Origin of the sequence: Mycobacterium sp. D16R24, assembly GCF_002013385.1 — a bacterium.
In the GTDB taxonomy this organism is placed as follows: Bacteria; Actinomycetota; Actinomycetes; order Mycobacteriales; family Mycobacteriaceae; genus Mycobacterium.
Genome location: NZ_MAEV01000023.1, coordinates 110,727 through 124,436, shown reverse-complemented (window position 1 = coordinate 124,436; position 13,710 = coordinate 110,727). Strand labels below are relative to the sequence as shown.

Genomic DNA, 13,710 nt, shown 5'->3' with positions numbered 1-13,710 from the left:
AAGTCAAACATCGATGTCGCGAGCCCTCAACGCGAGGGGGCAGACTCACAGTGTGATTCAACCCATAGTTGAGGTGCGAATTAGCCGTAGACGCCTGCGAGGTACTCGGCCTGGCAGGCCCGGCGCGCGAGCTTTCCGCTGGTGGTGCGGGGAATCGCGCCCGCGGCGACCAGCCGGACATCGGCAACCGGCAGGGCGTGTGTGCGTGAGATGGCAGCACGGATGACTTCGGCTACCGGTGATTGCTCCACGCGTCCCGATCCGGGCGCGCGTTCGGCGACGATCACCAGCCGCTCGCTGGTGTCAGCGATGGCCGCCTCGGCGAGCTGATTGGCCGCCACGGAGAACGCCGCGACGTATCCGGAGCGGACGGCGGGCGAGGATGCCGAGGCGGTCGCCTCGATGTCCTGGGGGTAGTGATTGCGTCCGTCGATGATGACGAGGTCTTTGATGCGGCCGGTGACGTACAGGCTGTCGTTGAGATACACCCCGAGATCCCCGGTGCGCAGCCAACGGCTATCCGCCGAGGTTCCGGTGGCATGGCTGCGGTGTTCGAGCCGGGAGCGCAGCCTGTTGTGGAAGGTCGCCTCGGTCTCGCGGGTGCGGCCCCAGTACCCGCGGCCGATGTTGTCGCCGTGCAGCCAGATCTCACCGATCTCTCCTTCGGGGAGTTCGGCTCCGGTTCGTGGGTCGACGATCACCAGCCACTGGCTCGAGATCACCTGACCGCACGAGACGTGGGCTACCGCGGTGGGGGCGTCAGCGGACACGGGGACGGCGCGGTCCTCGGCGAGCTGGGTGCGGTCCAGGTAGATCATGCTGGGGCGTTCGTCGGGGGCGATGGTGGCCACGGACAGCGTTGCCTCGGCCATGCCGTAGGACGGCTTGATGGCGGTGGGCGGAAATCCGTGGGGGCCGAAGGCTTCGTTGAATTTCTCGATTGCCGAGAGAGTGACCGGTTCGGATCCGTTGAGCAGGCCCGCGACGTTGGACAGGTCCCAGGTTTCGCCGGCCGGCGGGCGGCCGCGCTGTGCGGCGAGTTCGAAGGCGAAGTTCGGGGCGGCGGCGAACACTCGCCCATAGGCGGACTCGGCGGCCAGCTGCTTGATCCAGCGTCGTGGGCGCCGCACGAAGGCCAACGGCGACATCAGGGTGATGTGGCCGCCGCACAGCGGGGGAAACAGGATCATGATCAGACCCATGTCGTGATACAGCGGCAGCCAGCTCACGCTGCGGATGTTCTGATCCAGGCCGCCGGCCAGGATCATCTGCAGAACATTCGTACACGCCGCGCGGTGCGTGATTTCCACGCCGGCCGGAGTGCGTGTGGAGCCCGAGGTGTACTGCAGATAAGCGATGTCCTCGGTGTCGAGCTCGGCGGGGATGAACGTTGCGCCCACCGCGTCCGGCACCGCGTCGATCGCGATGACGCGTGGCCGACGCTGACGAGGAAGTTTGCGCAGGAAGGTGTTTACCGATTCGGCGGCGGCGTCGGTGGTCAGGATGACCGTCGGCGTCGCGTCGGAGAGCACCGCATCGAGGCGTTCGGTGTGGCCGGGCAGCTCGGGGGCGAAGAGAGGAACCGCGATGTTTCCGGCCTGGATGGCGGCGAAGAACCCGATGACGTAGTCAATGCCTTGCGGCGCCAGGATCGCGACGCGATCGCCCGGTTGGGTGACCTGCTGCAGGCGTGCGCCGATGGCCCGCATCCGGGTGCTGAGCGTGGTCCAGCTCAGTTCGATGGCCACGCCGTCGTCATCACGGGTGAAGTCGAGGTAGCGGTACGCGGCGGTGCTGCCGAACTCGGCGATGTTGTGTTCGAAGTTCGAGAGCAGGGTGCTGCCGGGAGGGAGGTCGATCGCGCCATCGGCGTCGAGGTAATCCTCAATTCCGCTCTGGCGAATGGCCACTCCGTCTGACATATCCAACTCCCGACTCACGATGGAAAACACTACCTGCGCTAACTAAGCTATCTCTTGGTTCGCAGGTGACCCGTCGTGCGAGGAGCGGGCGGCAACTGTCAATGTCGGCGATCGCGCGATCTGGTGACGAATCACACCAGAGCTCAATCGAATCCCGGTGGTGTACAAGGGATATCACTATCTGCCGGAAACGTTCAATGTGACGCCGGGGTGTGTCGGGCGGGGGTGTGATTTTTGTCGTAGGTGAGAGGGGGTGCGGCGTAAGTTGGCGCCAGGGGAAGCGCCAGGTAGAACTAGGGCTGATCTGCGAGGCCCCCATAGCCCAATTGGCAGAGGCAGCGGACTTAAAATCCGCCAAGTGTGAGTTCGAGTCTCACTGGGGGCACTCTGTTAGGGCAGGTAGATGGGTTGGCCGAGTAGGGGAATGGTCGCGATAGGGTCCGCTACCCCGGCGTAGCCCCGGCGACCGCGCGACAACCTAGCCCCGGCGAGGCAACGACTTGTACCAGAAATCTGGCTACGGCGTATAGTTCGGCCTAGCTGCACTCCAGTGACCGAGGGGAACCAAATGACACGGGTTTCTGCCGACCCAGACGGCCTACGCGCGGCTGCGGCACGCACCGACAGCCTTGCCGACGAGCTGGCAGTACCAGCCGGAACCGGGGGTGCGTCTGGCACAAAGCCGACTGCCTCTGCCGTCCGTCGAATCGACATCACCGCTGCTGGTATCCGGGCAATGCAGTCCCGCAAGTTGACGTCTAGCGCGAAGATTCTGCGGGATACCGGAGACAGCTTTGAAGACACCGACCTAGGCAGCGCCGACAACATGCGGAATCTTGGCGACAGATGAGCGCAACGACTGCGGCAGCGTTGCCCACTAAAACCGAGATAGCGAACTGGTCTAACGATCATTTGAGGACTGCCGCTGAGCAGTGGGACAAGCAGGCGGATGAGGCCGAACAAGCTTTTGAGCAGCGCCGAGACAACACCACCGCCCCGGCTGGTACCGAGTTCAAGGGCAAGGCGGCAGATGCCGCGTACGACGACGCTGTGAATGACCTGACTATCGTTCGCCGCCAGAGCCAGGGCTTGCGTGACGCCGCAACCGTAGCCCGGAACGGCAAGCAAGAACTTGACGAGCTTGTGCGTGGTGTCATACAGGCTATCCAAGAAGCGAAGCGGGATGGCTTCAACGTCAGCGAAAATCTAACGGTAACAACGGGTCACGGTGGCGACGGTTCCGCCACAAGCAACGCGGCGCAACAGCACCAGGACTTCATACGTTGGCGCGCTGGACAATTAGTTGCTGCGGAACAACGTATCGCGCAAGAGCTACATCTGAAAGCTGACGCGCTAGACGGCGGCAATGGTGACCCAACCGTGCAAATGATGGGCGGACACGACAAGAAACCCCAGTTCCCACCCTTCGATCCACTGCCCAAGTGGGAATACGACCTCGATCTGAGCACTGGTGTCAAGATTATTGATGATCGTACGCATCCGACAAGTGCCGGAGCAGGCATCAGCATGGATGATGTCTACAACGAACTGAAGCGGTGCTTCAACTGCAACTTCCCGATACCTGGTGCGCCACATGACTTTCCGAAAGTCGGCGATGAGCTTCCGTTGCATGTCGGGCCGGGTGGTGTGCAAGGAATGCCAGTCAAGGTGACTCAGATAGATAAGACCAGCGATGCCATTAACATTGAGTTTGTGACCTTGCCGGGGCATGCGGACGGGCCTGGCAGCACAATTCACTTCACCTGGCACAACCAGGATGGAGACTTGAGGCTAGGTGTTCACTCCGTTGTCACGTCGCCCGGACCTGGGACAGAAGGCTGGCCACTCGGTCCCGTCATCAGGGAGGGGTACCGAACTATCGGCTGGGGAACTTGGCAACCTTACATTGACAATGTGACACGTCATATCCAGGAACAGCGAGGACATCAACTCCAAGTTCCGGTGTACTTCGGATGATTACCCGTTGGCTTTCCGGGGCAGGACTAATCGCTGTCGGCTTGTGCGGGGGCGTAATCCTGTTGTACGCAACAATGCTGGCGCTCTTCTTGGCCGGTTTCTCGACAGCCTCGGTTCGCGGGGCCGTCCTACCGACATTCCTTATCTCGCTCATCATCGGTGCGGTCTACTTCCTGCGGACACGACACAAAGAGCGTCAGCGAGCGGCAACGTTTATCATTGTCGGCCTTGTGATTTGCACGACGGTGTTCTTTGTTCAAGAACTGCTATACGCACCGCAATCGGTGCTGTGGATTCAATAGCTAGCCCTTAGCCCCGAGGGCGTTGTCAACCCAACCGTGTAAACCCGGTAGCGCGGTCTCTATGGCGTCGAACGTCTCTCTGAAATCGGCAGCGGTGTAGGGGTTTTTGAGTTCTGTTGTCGCACTCGGTGTTGTGGGGTCGAATGAGCGCAGTAGCCGTATCCGGTTAGGCTCGGCGCCAGCCTCTTTGAGTGCCACTTCATGGTTTCGTTCCATCGCTACCAGGAGGTTCGCGGCCAGATGATCAGAGTTGACCTTTGTTGATCGGTGGTTCTCTGGTACGCCGTAGTTGTTGGCGCGCAACAGATCGGCTCCGCGCGTATCTATGGGGTTGCCCCAGCTGGCAGACCAGGTACCGCAACTGCTCACCCGTACTTGGTCGCCAAGGCCCCGTGCTTGGAGTTGGTGGGCGAACATTGCGGCGGCCATAACGGAGCGGCCCTGGTTGTATGTGCACACAAACGAGACATGAAGTTTCGCGGCAGGCTGCGGTCGAGCGCACGGGTGCATACTCTCGATGGTCTGCATGGTGGGCAGGTTGATGATCCCGCCAACAACTGGCACCTCATATGCGCCCGCGAATCTTGCTGGGATGGTGGTGAGTATCGCCAGGGCCTCGTACCGGGTGCACTTCATTGCGCCTGCGCCGGGTGTGCAGTCGTAGTCCCGTTCAAAGGGGCCTGTGACCTTGCCGTAGGTGAGTGCGAAACCACGCGCGTGTATGTCTTCGGGTGTCAGTTCGCGCCAACGGTATTGGAGCGACTGGAGCATGAGCTCAGCCCTGGGAATGAAGTACACATCGTCTAAAACGCCGTTGCGCGGCAAGGGAATTTGCCCGACCATTGGGCTTATGAGTTTGTCGTTGTCGAGCAGATACCACCGCCAGCCATACTCTAAAGCGCTCTCATCCGGCCAGTTGTCGGGCAACATGTCGGCTCTGATTACCGTGCGAAAATGGACTAGTTCTGGCGGGTTAGATGCCTGCGGTAACTTGCGTTTTGCGGATTTACGTTTGCTTCTTGTCACTACCTCACCACCCAATCTGTTACGGAAACGGCAGCCCAACGCGGGCGTGGGCTTCCATGACGCTCAGCTCATATCCCTTGTCGGCTGCTGCTTGTGCGTAATCCAAACAGGGCTTGCAGATCTCAAAGATGAGCAGAAATGCGCCTGCCCGGTACGGCAGCAGACTTGAGGGGCCGCCACAGTTTCGGCTGACATGGGCGTTGCATTCGCGGTCCCAGTAGTCGTCGTGTAGTTCCATCATGGTCTGGAACATTCCCTTGAAGTAGTCAACGCCGCGCCTTGGCCGGCCACGGCCGCAGGTGGCTAGCTCGAACGCGTCAACGGGCTTCAGACCGCGTAGCACGGTGACACCGGAGCCGCTGACGAAATACACGTAGAGCGCGGGATCGTTGGCGTCAAGTGGCGTGAACGGATCATCTGGGGAGTCGTGGCCGTCAAAGGTCACTCGCCTGATCGGGTTAGCGTCTAGCGGTGTGCTCACGAGATGCCCGGCGTCATCGGGGCCAATAGTGTTGGCAGGCTCGCCCATCGCCGTATGGAGGTCTCGCAGTGCCTTTCGCGCCACCTCGTGCATCGGTGGGCAGCGCACAGGATCAAACAGCTCTCCGGTATCGCGGGTGAACAGGTTCCCGTACAACTGCTCGCCTCGCATGATCGCGTCCACGACAGGATTGTCGATCTGGAGCCGCACATTGTTCACGGCGGGATACTTCCGCGCGATCTCTTCGCGGCGTTCGGCGCTCATCATGCGGACACCCCCAAGCTGGTCACCCATTCAAAGAGCCCTTGCGTGGAGAAGTAGAGCGCCCCACCGATCTTCCGGCAAGGCATGGTTCTCGCGTTGGCTGCTTCGACAATCATGTTCTTGCGGATCGGGACGCCAAGGGCGTCGTTGATCCACTCGCACGCGGCATCCTTGCCGCGGATCGTGGGGAGTTGAGAAAGTGCAACACCTTCCGGCGGTGCTGGTGCAGTTCTAGCCATGGCTACTCCAAAAATATTGATACTGAAACGATTTAGCGGATACTCCGATTCTAGTCGCCTTCCATCGCGCTGGCCCTTCAATTCAACCGCACCCCGCCTCTAACCGTCGCAGATCGCTAATCGTCTCTAGGGCAACGGAATTCTGGCGTAGCGTCGTAGGCCTGGCGGCTTACCTAGAAAGGCCAACAATGGCAATCAAACTTCTCATTCAGGGCGGCGATGGCGTCCTCGGGCGTGGCTACCAGACGCGCGGCAGCGTGTTGGTCAACAAGACCGCGGATGGCGTTGAGCTAAACCAGATCTGGGATGAGGTTCAGCAGGCGCTAGGTCTCTACAACGACCAGCGCTCCGCCATCGCTTCGCTAGTTAGCTTCTCAGTTACCCGTGCCGGTGACGCGGTTGCTCAGAGCGTAGCCTCTGAACAGTTTGAAGAGGCCACGGAATTTGGAATTCCAACCGGCGTAGCTGATCCGAGCTATCTCAAGATTGGCTACACACTGAAAGATTACGACAAGGCCCTCCGAGCGACCTGGAAGTATTTGCGGGACGCCACCGCCGAGCAGGTCAGCGCGCGCGTTACCCGCATCTTTGAAGCCGACAACCGCCTGTGTAACGGGCTTGTCATGCAACGGTTGTTCTCCCCGGCTGCCTACACCAACGACCAAATGTTGATTTGCTACGGCCTTTGGAACGGTACCGATTCCATCGCCCCGCCCGCACACATGGGCAAGACATTCGCCAGCGATCACACCCACTACCTGCGGACGGCATCAACTGTATTGGACGCAGAGGATGTTGAGCTGGCTATAAGGCATATTCGCGAACACGGTTATGGTGGAACACAATCGGCGCAGTTCCTGCTGTTCGTACACCCCGAGGACGTGGAGACCTCCGCGATGACGAGCTGGCGCGCCGGGGTTGAGTACCGGACAGGTGGACCACTGCCCGCGTACGACTTCATCGTCTCCAGCACTGCCCCGGCATTCCTTACCGCAGAACATGTTCAGGGCACACCGCCCCCGCCAGACTATGCGGGCATTCCCGTGCTCGGGAGTTACGCCGGAGCCTTGGTTCTCCAGTCGTACTACATCCCGAAGGGCTGGGCAGCCGTGGTTGCGTCGGGCGGTCCCAACAGCGATAGCAACCCTGTCGCGGTGCGCCAACACAGTAATCCCGCGTACCAGGGGCTACGCATGATCCCCGGAAATGGCCCATATCCGCTGCAGGACAGCTTCTTTGCCCGCAGCATTGGTGTCGGGGTGCGGCATCGCGGGGCCGCCGTAGCTATCCAGATCACCACCAACGCAAGCTACACCGCCCCCACGATCGAACTCTAGGAGGTCACCATGCCACTCGATCCGCTTCGCGATTCAAACTATTGCGGTGAAAGCGATTTCAGCTGGGGGCCAGGGCTAGTACCGCCAGGCAAAGAACACGCCACCCCCGAAGACGGCGGCAAGTACCGTGGCCGCACCCCCCGCGCTGGCCGGACAAGTGCCCGCGATTCAGCACCAGGCAATCCGGGCTATCGAGTCCGCTAAGCACACGCGTGGTTACCCAAAGCCCCAAGGTGGCACAGCCCGTAGCCACTGCCGAACTATCGACCGGCTCCGGGTTACCCGAATCGGTCACCGCATTACCTCTGCGGCCCGGCAGGGCTGTTGCAAGACCAGTCCAGACGCGCGGTAAAGGCCTCCATTGCCTACCCGCCGAGCCTCTGGACTACCGCCTCAGCCGGGGACGGGTCACGTGCCCACGAACACTCGCCCCGGCTGAGGCACCCCTAGAACAATGACCACGTTTACACGGCACCCCAAGACAACTGAGGGCCTAACGCACGGTTGGCGCTGGTACCGCGTCGAGGATGGCCGATTGCTCTCACCACTTGCACCCGGTCGCATCGAACTCCCCCGCAATGGCTCCCTGGACTACGGGCACTTCATCCCGCGTGCTGAAGACATGTTCTGGATGGCCTTCATGATCCGGCGCGAAAAGTGGTACGACTTCGCGCTGACATTCGGAGAAGTACACGGGCCGTTCGGCTACGACCACGCGATGCCGCTCGTGGGGTCGATGCAATCCACCCGATACCAAGCGCTCATCATCCTCACCGACCGCCCCGAAGAGCTGAAAGCCCACTACGACGTTCTGGTCGCAGACGGCCACAATTTCTGCCGCCCTGCACTCGATGCTGTCGAACGCGCCTACCGCTATGGCGAGACCGCGAATTAGAGCGTTTAGCCCGGTCTGACCCTGTACACACCGGCTCGGTATGGGTACAGTGGCAGGCATCTAGCCCGTAGACGCCGAGGCTGGAGGTTCGATCGAAAGATCGGGCGCACTTCACGGCCCAGCTACGGCCCAAGCGCACACGTCGAAGGCAAGACCCTCGCAGACCTATATGAGGGCGTCCTTCGGGTGTGCGCTTTTTGTTGCCCTCCTGAAGGTTTCACACCGAAACAATTCTGAGGAGTAGCAATATGGAAAACGTAGACATCAGCGACCGGACTGTGGTCCCCGTACCTGCGCCCGAAAGCAAGCTCGTATTTCCTGCTGATGCCAGGGAGCCTCATTTGGTGATCCTTGAGGATGGATCGACTGAGATGCGCTGGCACGGGTCTGTGCATCCCGACAGCAATAGGCCCGATGCCTGGGCTGTTAGTGCGGAGCCTGGCGCAGTCCACGCGTGTGTCGATGTGGAAGGCCCTTGGTGGCTGTCCGAGGTCGAGCAGACCTTGCGAGAGGTGCTCCGCTACCAGTCGGGCGTCAATATCCATCTCAGCATGAGGTGGACCACCCATTAGTTGCGTAATCCATTACAGCGCTTACTAACTCGGGTTCTTCGATCCATCCTGAAACCGACCGATGGCGTACCGTTCTAGTTAGCTAGAAATTCAACCTCGGCTAGTGCCGGAGGTAGTCGTGTTGCGTGCGGCTATCTCCGGTGTAGCCCGCTGCCCTGTTGCAAGACAAGGAGATAAAGACAATGGCAAGTGTAATTGATGATCTCGACAAGCCGAACCTGACCCTGAAAGAACTCTGGGAATTTCTTTACTACGATGAGGAACTGCCCGTGACGTATCGGCAGTTGCGCAATGCGGTGATCGCCGAAGAGCTGGAGCGGAGTCAATTCAGTAACAAGAACTACTTCAGCAAGCGGGACGGTCTCGACTGGGTGGCGGCCCAGAAGGGCAGGAAGCGAATGTCACCGAAAAGTGCTGCAACCCAATAAGAAAATGCCCTCAGCCGAGCGGCGGGCTCGACTGAGGGCTATGCCTTGGAGAAGACATAGATGAGTATACCCGCTGTAAAAATTAATGGCGACAAGGTAATTGACTACCGACTCTACGACTTATTGGCGGCACTTGGTTTCGTTGCACGCGAGCGTGTCTCGATCAACACTCGCGCTCCGGGCGAGCGGTTCGTCTCGACCATGTACGAGGTGGCCGACCTGGAGGGCTGGTCACCCCCACAGGACCGCGATGTGTGGTTCGGGGTCAACCCTGTTGGACGGCAAGTACGTTACGGTCGTGGCAGTGAGGCCGATGTGTCCCGCGTGCGAGCATTGTTCGCTGACCTTGATGTGAAGCCAGGTAAGCAGTTCGATGCGATCTGGCAATGCCAAGATGCCGCACGACTACTACGGGAACGCATCAACGTGTGGCCGGTTGCGGTGATCCGTAGCGGGCACGGCCTACAGCCGTTGTGGCGTCTGGGGTCAGTGCGCGGTGACAGCAATGTGGTGGACCGGGACCGCTCCCGCGAGGAATTCAAGACCATCTATCAGCGGTGGGGCTCTATGGTCCAAGCCGCTGCCCGCGAAGCGATAGGTCGGTGTGAGGATGGCGCACAGCCCCGGTCGATAGACAACGTGTTTGAGTTGTCGCGGGTGTTGCGTTGCCCTGGTTCGGTGAACTGGAAAGAACCAGACAATCCGGTGCTGGTACGCACTGAGTTGTTCGATTGCGCGGGCAAGGTCCATGTACGCGTCCTGCTACGCGGGATGGACGCCGACAAGGTCGGGCTACTGGCCCCGGTGCGTGATGTTGGTGCACGGGTAGCCACGAGCCTGGCCGAGGCCGATACCTGGATCACCGAACAACCCGGTGCCGGACTGGACATTGTCGAACTACTGCCGATGCCACGTAGTGCGGTGCTCTGGGAGTACCTAGACCCCAAGAAGTTGGTGGCGGTGCTCGATCACCCGGACGGCGCGCACCAGGCGATGACCGGGAAAGTGCTGCACGCGGTGCTCTCTGCCCAGGAAGGCCGCGCTGGTCTCGTCGTCGCGCTTAACAACCTCTCGCAGGCGTACCAGGGCGTGATGGAGGCTCGCGCGTGTGGGGAACTCGCCGGTGAGGCCCGCTCTACGGCTACTGCCGCTGACGACGTGTACCGAGCGGTTATCGGGGCCGTCGCACGCGCCCGTGGCCGAACGGTGCCGAACGTAGAGGGCTGGGGACCGCGAATAGAGACCGGCCTGATTCGTGGGTGTTGGCCCAAGCGGCCCCGTCAACCACGTACGGCGCGTTTCGCATGAGCGGCGAATGGGACCCGCGACAGGACGACGAGTACGACGGTTTTCTACGCGGTGAGCGACTGGCCCAAGCTGCCCAAGCGGACGCGAGACGCATGGAGGCGGCACAGGCTTGGACACCACCGCCCTACCCGGTATCTGCCTATGAGCAGTTGGCCGAGGAACCACCCGAGGTGGACTGGATATTCAAAGACCTGTGGCCGGCAGGCAATCTACAGATCAACGCGCAAAAGAAGGCCGGTAAAACGACGGTGGCAATGAATGCTGCCGCATCGCTGGTCACGGGTGAACCGTTCCTTGGTCGCTTTGAGGTGAACACCGAAACCCACTGCCGCGTTGGGTATTTGAATATGGAGCTCACCGGCCGCCAGTTCAACCGATGGCTGATGGAGATGGACTTACCCGATGACGCGCTGAAACGGCTGGTGCCTTATCACGGGCGTGAGGGCGGCAGACTCGATCTGACCAATGATGCTGCCACCGAATGGGCTATCGGATGGCTACAGCAAGAAGGCATTGAGCTTTTAGTGATGGACCCGCTGGGATCGTTCTACGACCAACCCCAAGGAGGCGACCCCAACGCAGCGTACCTGCGATGGTGGGCACGGCTAGAACATGTTGTGCTCCAAGCGAAATTGCGTGGCGTGATGATCGTTCACCACACGGGCTACTCAGAGGACGGCGGGAACCGTGCCCGTGGAGCGAGCGCGATGATGGATAAGCCCGATGTGAACGTGACGTACCGATACGAGGTAGGCAGCGGATCGCACACCGATGCCCCTGTCGATAACAAGCGGTACCTGAGTGCTTTTGGCCGCGATGTGGACGTGCCCGAGTTTGAGATTGACTACAGCCCGCGAGTGAGACGACTGATGGTGACTGGGGGTGGAGGTCGTGCGGAGACTGCGGCAGAACGCTACGCGCTCAGGGCGTACGAGGCGATGGTCACCTACACGAACACCCAACACAACAAGGGTGTCGAGGGCGAGATACAGCTCAATGCTGGCGACCTATCGCAGAAGGCTGGAGTGTCATCGACCGGCCAGCGTAGTGCGGAGTTCACGAAGGGAAGGGAGATGGCCGTTGAGCGAGAGTGGTTGGTCGAGAGCAAGAAAGGAAATAGCAAGTTGTACAGCTTGGGAACGAAGGTGCCCGATCGGCATCGGAAGATCAAGCTAGACAACTTAATTAACCCTTCTTAACCCTAGTTATTTGATGAGGGTTAGTTATTAACCCTTCCCTATAGAGGGTTAATAACTAATAGATGACGACCAGGCCGAACCTTAACCCTTAACCTCACTTAGCTTCGCGGGAACACCACCTGGACTTGGTACCAGAACACGAAATAACAACTAGCGATTGGAGATTGAGTCATGAGTGACCTATTGAACGAACCACCTATGGAATCGTTCGACCGCGGCAATCCAGCACGTCGGTGCACTGCACACAAGAAGACCGGTGAGCAGTGCCGCAAGTGGGCGATTATCGGAGGCTCTGTGTGTACCCATCACGGAGGCCGAGCCCCGGCTGTGAAACGGAAAGCGCTGCTACGCATTGAAGAAGCCGCAGACCGGATGGCTCGCGAGCTGCTCAAGATGGCGATAGACGACAAAGTCAGCGACGCAACCAAACTCGCCGCTATCCGCGATAGCCTTGACCGCGCGGGCCTGAGCGCAAAACAAGCCGTGGGCGTGGAGCTCACCGTCCAGCCCTACGAACATCTCTTTGATGGCATCGCCACGGGAGTCAGCCGCGCGGAGTCACGCGAGCGCCGGGGCCTCGCTGCCCCGGACTCCGAGCCCGTCGTAGACGCGGAAGTCGTAGAAGACCCCGCGCCACCTCCTAGCCACGCTACTGACGGGCGAACCCCCGCTGATCGGGCCGACGACCCTAGCCACCGCCCGGCATTCGCCGAAGAGCCCGTAGGGCCTCCCGGTAACGCGCTCATGACGATGGAAGAGGCAACAGCAGGATTGCGCCAGAGAATCAATAGGCGCAGATGAGGGCCTATTCGGTGTGTAGCCATCGGGTGCGCGCTGGCGTAGAAACGGGGCGTAAGGCGGAACCGTTCGGTTACGCCCCGACGACGGGAACCGAGATGACCGATGAACCCCTGTTCTTTGCCTACGAGCGGGTGAGTACCGAGGAACAAGCCGAAAGCCGCAATGGCCTGGAATCCCAGCACTCAACCATTGACGCCGAAGCCACCCGCCGAGGCTGGACCGTGGAGCACTACGCCGACGAAGGCGCCAGCGGCAAATACATCAACCCCAAACTGCGGGAAGTCTTGGAACTCTTAGCAACCGGGCAAGGAGACGGTCTTATTGTCGCCAAGATGGACCGGCTTGCCCGCTCGATCATCAACGCCGCCAACATTATCGAAGCCGCACACGAGCAAGGGTGGTCGCTGGTCGTGCTGGACCTAGGCGTAGACCTCACGACCCCGGCAGGAGAGGCAATGGCACACATGATGGCGACCTTCGCCCAATTCGAGAGGCGGCTGATCTCAGAGAGGACCAAAGCGGCTCTTGCCGCTAAGAAGGCACGCAATGAGCCCATCGGCAGGCCACGACTCGCCAAGCCGGGTGTTATCCGTCGCATAGTGATGGACCGCACCGCAGGCCTTAGCTTCGCCAAGATCGCGACCGCCCTGGAAACCGAAGGCGTCCTGAGCCCCGCTGGTCGCCCGAACTGGCAGAGCAGCACCGTGCGCCGTATCTACCAAAGTGCCACAGCAGCAACAGAACTGGTGGTCACCGCATGACCGCTGAGATGGGTAACGGCACACGCGCACGCCGCCAACTACAGGACTACCACATACAGGAGATTGGCGACCTATACGCAACCGGCAACTGGACGCACGCAGAACTCGCCCATGTCTTTGATGTCGGCATGGCAGTTATTGGGCGTTCGCTCGACTACTACAACGCCCACCTCAAGCCCACAGAAGGCGACGACTGAC

General features: G+C 60.4%; 14 protein-coding genes and 1 tRNA gene. 11 read left to right on the top strand and 4 right to left on the bottom strand.

Annotated elements, in window-relative coordinates:
* Window positions 1–80: 80 nt before the first annotated feature.
* Complete coding sequence (locus B4383_RS20155) at window positions 81–1,922, bottom strand: fatty acyl-AMP ligase (protein ID WP_078292959.1); 1,842 nt, start codon at window positions 1,920–1,922, stop codon at window positions 81–83.
* A gap of 311 nt (window positions 1,923–2,233) precedes the next feature.
* Between B4383_RS20155 and B4383_RS20150 the strand changes: the two genes are divergently transcribed.
* The 3 genes from B4383_RS20150 to B4383_RS20145 all read left to right on the top strand — a co-directional run bounded on the left by B4383_RS20150 (window position 2,234) and on the right by B4383_RS20145 (window position 3,899).
* Window positions 2,234–2,307 (top strand) — tRNA-Leu (locus B4383_RS20150).
* A gap of 183 nt (window positions 2,308–2,490) precedes the next feature.
* A complete protein-coding gene (locus B4383_RS26420) occupies window positions 2,491–2,772 on the top strand; it encodes a hypothetical protein (RefSeq protein ID WP_139360920.1) in 282 nt (93 codons plus the stop codon).
* Window positions 2,769–3,899 (top strand): hypothetical protein, encoded by a 1,131-nt coding sequence (locus B4383_RS20145; protein ID WP_078292958.1) that lies wholly within the window; start codon window positions 2,769–2,771, stop codon window positions 3,897–3,899. Before B4383_RS26420 ends, B4383_RS20145 begins: the two co-directional genes overlap by 4 nt.
* Before the next feature lie 302 nt (window positions 3,900–4,201).
* On the opposite strand, the gene B4383_RS20135 is transcribed toward B4383_RS20145, so the two are convergent.
* From B4383_RS20135 to B4383_RS20125, 3 genes are all read right to left on the bottom strand, one after another.
* A complete protein-coding gene (locus B4383_RS20135) occupies window positions 4,202–4,711 on the bottom strand; it encodes a hypothetical protein (RefSeq protein WP_078292974.1) in 510 nt (169 codons plus the stop codon).
* A gap of 535 nt (window positions 4,712–5,246) precedes the next feature.
* A complete protein-coding gene (locus B4383_RS20130; RefSeq protein WP_139360919.1) occupies window positions 5,247–6,002 on the bottom strand; it encodes a hypothetical protein in 756 nt (251 codons plus the stop codon).
* Window positions 5,972–6,211, bottom strand: coding sequence for a hypothetical protein (locus B4383_RS20125; RefSeq protein WP_078292955.1), 240 nt, complete (start codon window positions 6,209–6,211; stop codon window positions 5,972–5,974). Before B4383_RS20125 ends, B4383_RS20130 begins: the two co-directional genes overlap by 31 nt.
* 188 nt (window positions 6,212–6,399) lie before the next feature.
* Between B4383_RS20125 and B4383_RS20120 the strand changes: the two genes are divergently transcribed.
* The 8 genes from B4383_RS20120 (at window position 6,400) to B4383_RS20075 (ending at window position 13,709) form a co-directional block, all read left to right on the top strand.
* Window positions 6,400–7,548, top strand: a complete 1,149-nt coding sequence (locus B4383_RS20120; protein WP_078292954.1) for a hypothetical protein — start codon at window positions 6,400–6,402, stop codon at window positions 7,546–7,548.
* 454 nt (window positions 7,549–8,002) lie between these two features.
* Complete coding sequence (locus B4383_RS20110) at window positions 8,003–8,443, top strand: hypothetical protein (RefSeq protein WP_078292952.1); 441 nt, start codon at window positions 8,003–8,005, stop codon at window positions 8,441–8,443.
* A 754-nt stretch (window positions 8,444–9,197) separates the two neighbouring features.
* Window positions 9,198–9,443 carry a hypothetical protein gene (locus B4383_RS20100; RefSeq protein WP_078292950.1) on the top strand — a complete coding sequence of 82 codons (246 nt, stop codon included), beginning with the start codon at window positions 9,198–9,200 and terminating at the stop codon, window positions 9,441–9,443.
* 60 nt (window positions 9,444–9,503) lie between these two features.
* On the top strand, window positions 9,504–10,751 hold the full coding sequence (locus tag B4383_RS20095; protein WP_139360918.1) for a hypothetical protein: 1,248 nt from the start codon (window positions 9,504–9,506) through the stop codon (window positions 10,749–10,751).
* Window positions 10,752–10,843: 92 nt separating this feature from the next.
* Entirely contained in the window at window positions 10,844–11,950 is a 1,107-nt protein-coding gene (locus B4383_RS20090; protein WP_176138412.1) for an AAA family ATPase, read from the top strand.
* A gap of 327 nt (window positions 11,951–12,277) precedes the next feature.
* The gene (locus B4383_RS20085; RefSeq protein ID WP_139360917.1) at window positions 12,278–12,751 is read left to right on the top strand and encodes a hypothetical protein; all 474 of its coding nucleotides are present in this window, start codon (window positions 12,278–12,280) and stop codon (window positions 12,749–12,751) included.
* A gap of 95 nt (window positions 12,752–12,846) precedes the next feature.
* Window positions 12,847–13,512 carry a recombinase family protein gene (locus B4383_RS20080; protein ID WP_078292946.1) on the top strand — a complete coding sequence of 222 codons (666 nt, stop codon included), beginning with the start codon at window positions 12,847–12,849 and terminating at the stop codon, window positions 13,510–13,512.
* Window positions 13,509–13,709, top strand: a complete 201-nt coding sequence (locus B4383_RS20075) for a hypothetical protein (RefSeq protein WP_078292945.1) — start codon at window positions 13,509–13,511, stop codon at window positions 13,707–13,709. Before B4383_RS20080 ends, B4383_RS20075 begins: the two co-directional genes overlap by 4 nt.
* Window position 13,710: the final 1 nt, after the last annotated feature.

What these genes read in the sequence shown, in the direction of transcription:
- B4383_RS20155 (WP_078292959.1), bottom strand. Translation starts at nt 1,922, where the DNA reads ATGTCAGACGGAGTGGCCATTCGCCAGAGCGGAATTGAGGATTACCTC.
- B4383_RS26420 (WP_139360920.1), top strand. Translation starts at nt 2,491, where the DNA reads ATGACACGGGTTTCTGCCGACCCAGACGGCCTACGCGCGGCTGCGGCA.
- B4383_RS20145 (WP_078292958.1), top strand. Translation starts at nt 2,769, where the DNA reads ATGAGCGCAACGACTGCGGCAGCGTTGCCCACTAAAACCGAGATAGCG.
- B4383_RS20135 (WP_078292974.1), bottom strand. Translation starts at nt 4,711, where the DNA reads ATGCACCCGTGCGCTCGACCGCAGCCTGCCGCGAAACTTCATGTCTCG.
- B4383_RS20130 (WP_139360919.1), bottom strand. Translation starts at nt 6,002, where the DNA reads ATGGGTGACCAGCTTGGGGGTGTCCGCATGATGAGCGCCGAACGCCGC.
- B4383_RS20125 (WP_078292955.1), bottom strand. Translation starts at nt 6,211, where the DNA reads ATGGCTAGAACTGCACCAGCACCGCCGGAAGGTGTTGCACTTTCTCAA.
- B4383_RS20120 (WP_078292954.1), top strand. Translation starts at nt 6,400, where the DNA reads ATGGCAATCAAACTTCTCATTCAGGGCGGCGATGGCGTCCTCGGGCGT.
- B4383_RS20110 (WP_078292952.1), top strand. Translation starts at nt 8,003, where the DNA reads ATGACCACGTTTACACGGCACCCCAAGACAACTGAGGGCCTAACGCAC.
- B4383_RS20100 (WP_078292950.1), top strand. Translation starts at nt 9,198, where the DNA reads ATGGCAAGTGTAATTGATGATCTCGACAAGCCGAACCTGACCCTGAAA.
- B4383_RS20095 (WP_139360918.1), top strand. Translation starts at nt 9,504, where the DNA reads ATGAGTATACCCGCTGTAAAAATTAATGGCGACAAGGTAATTGACTAC.
- B4383_RS20090 (WP_176138412.1), top strand. Translation starts at nt 10,844, where the DNA reads ATGGAGGCGGCACAGGCTTGGACACCACCGCCCTACCCGGTATCTGCC.
- B4383_RS20080 (WP_078292946.1), top strand. Translation starts at nt 12,847, where the DNA reads ATGACCGATGAACCCCTGTTCTTTGCCTACGAGCGGGTGAGTACCGAG.
- B4383_RS20075 (WP_078292945.1), top strand. Translation starts at nt 13,509, where the DNA reads ATGACCGCTGAGATGGGTAACGGCACACGCGCACGCCGCCAACTACAG.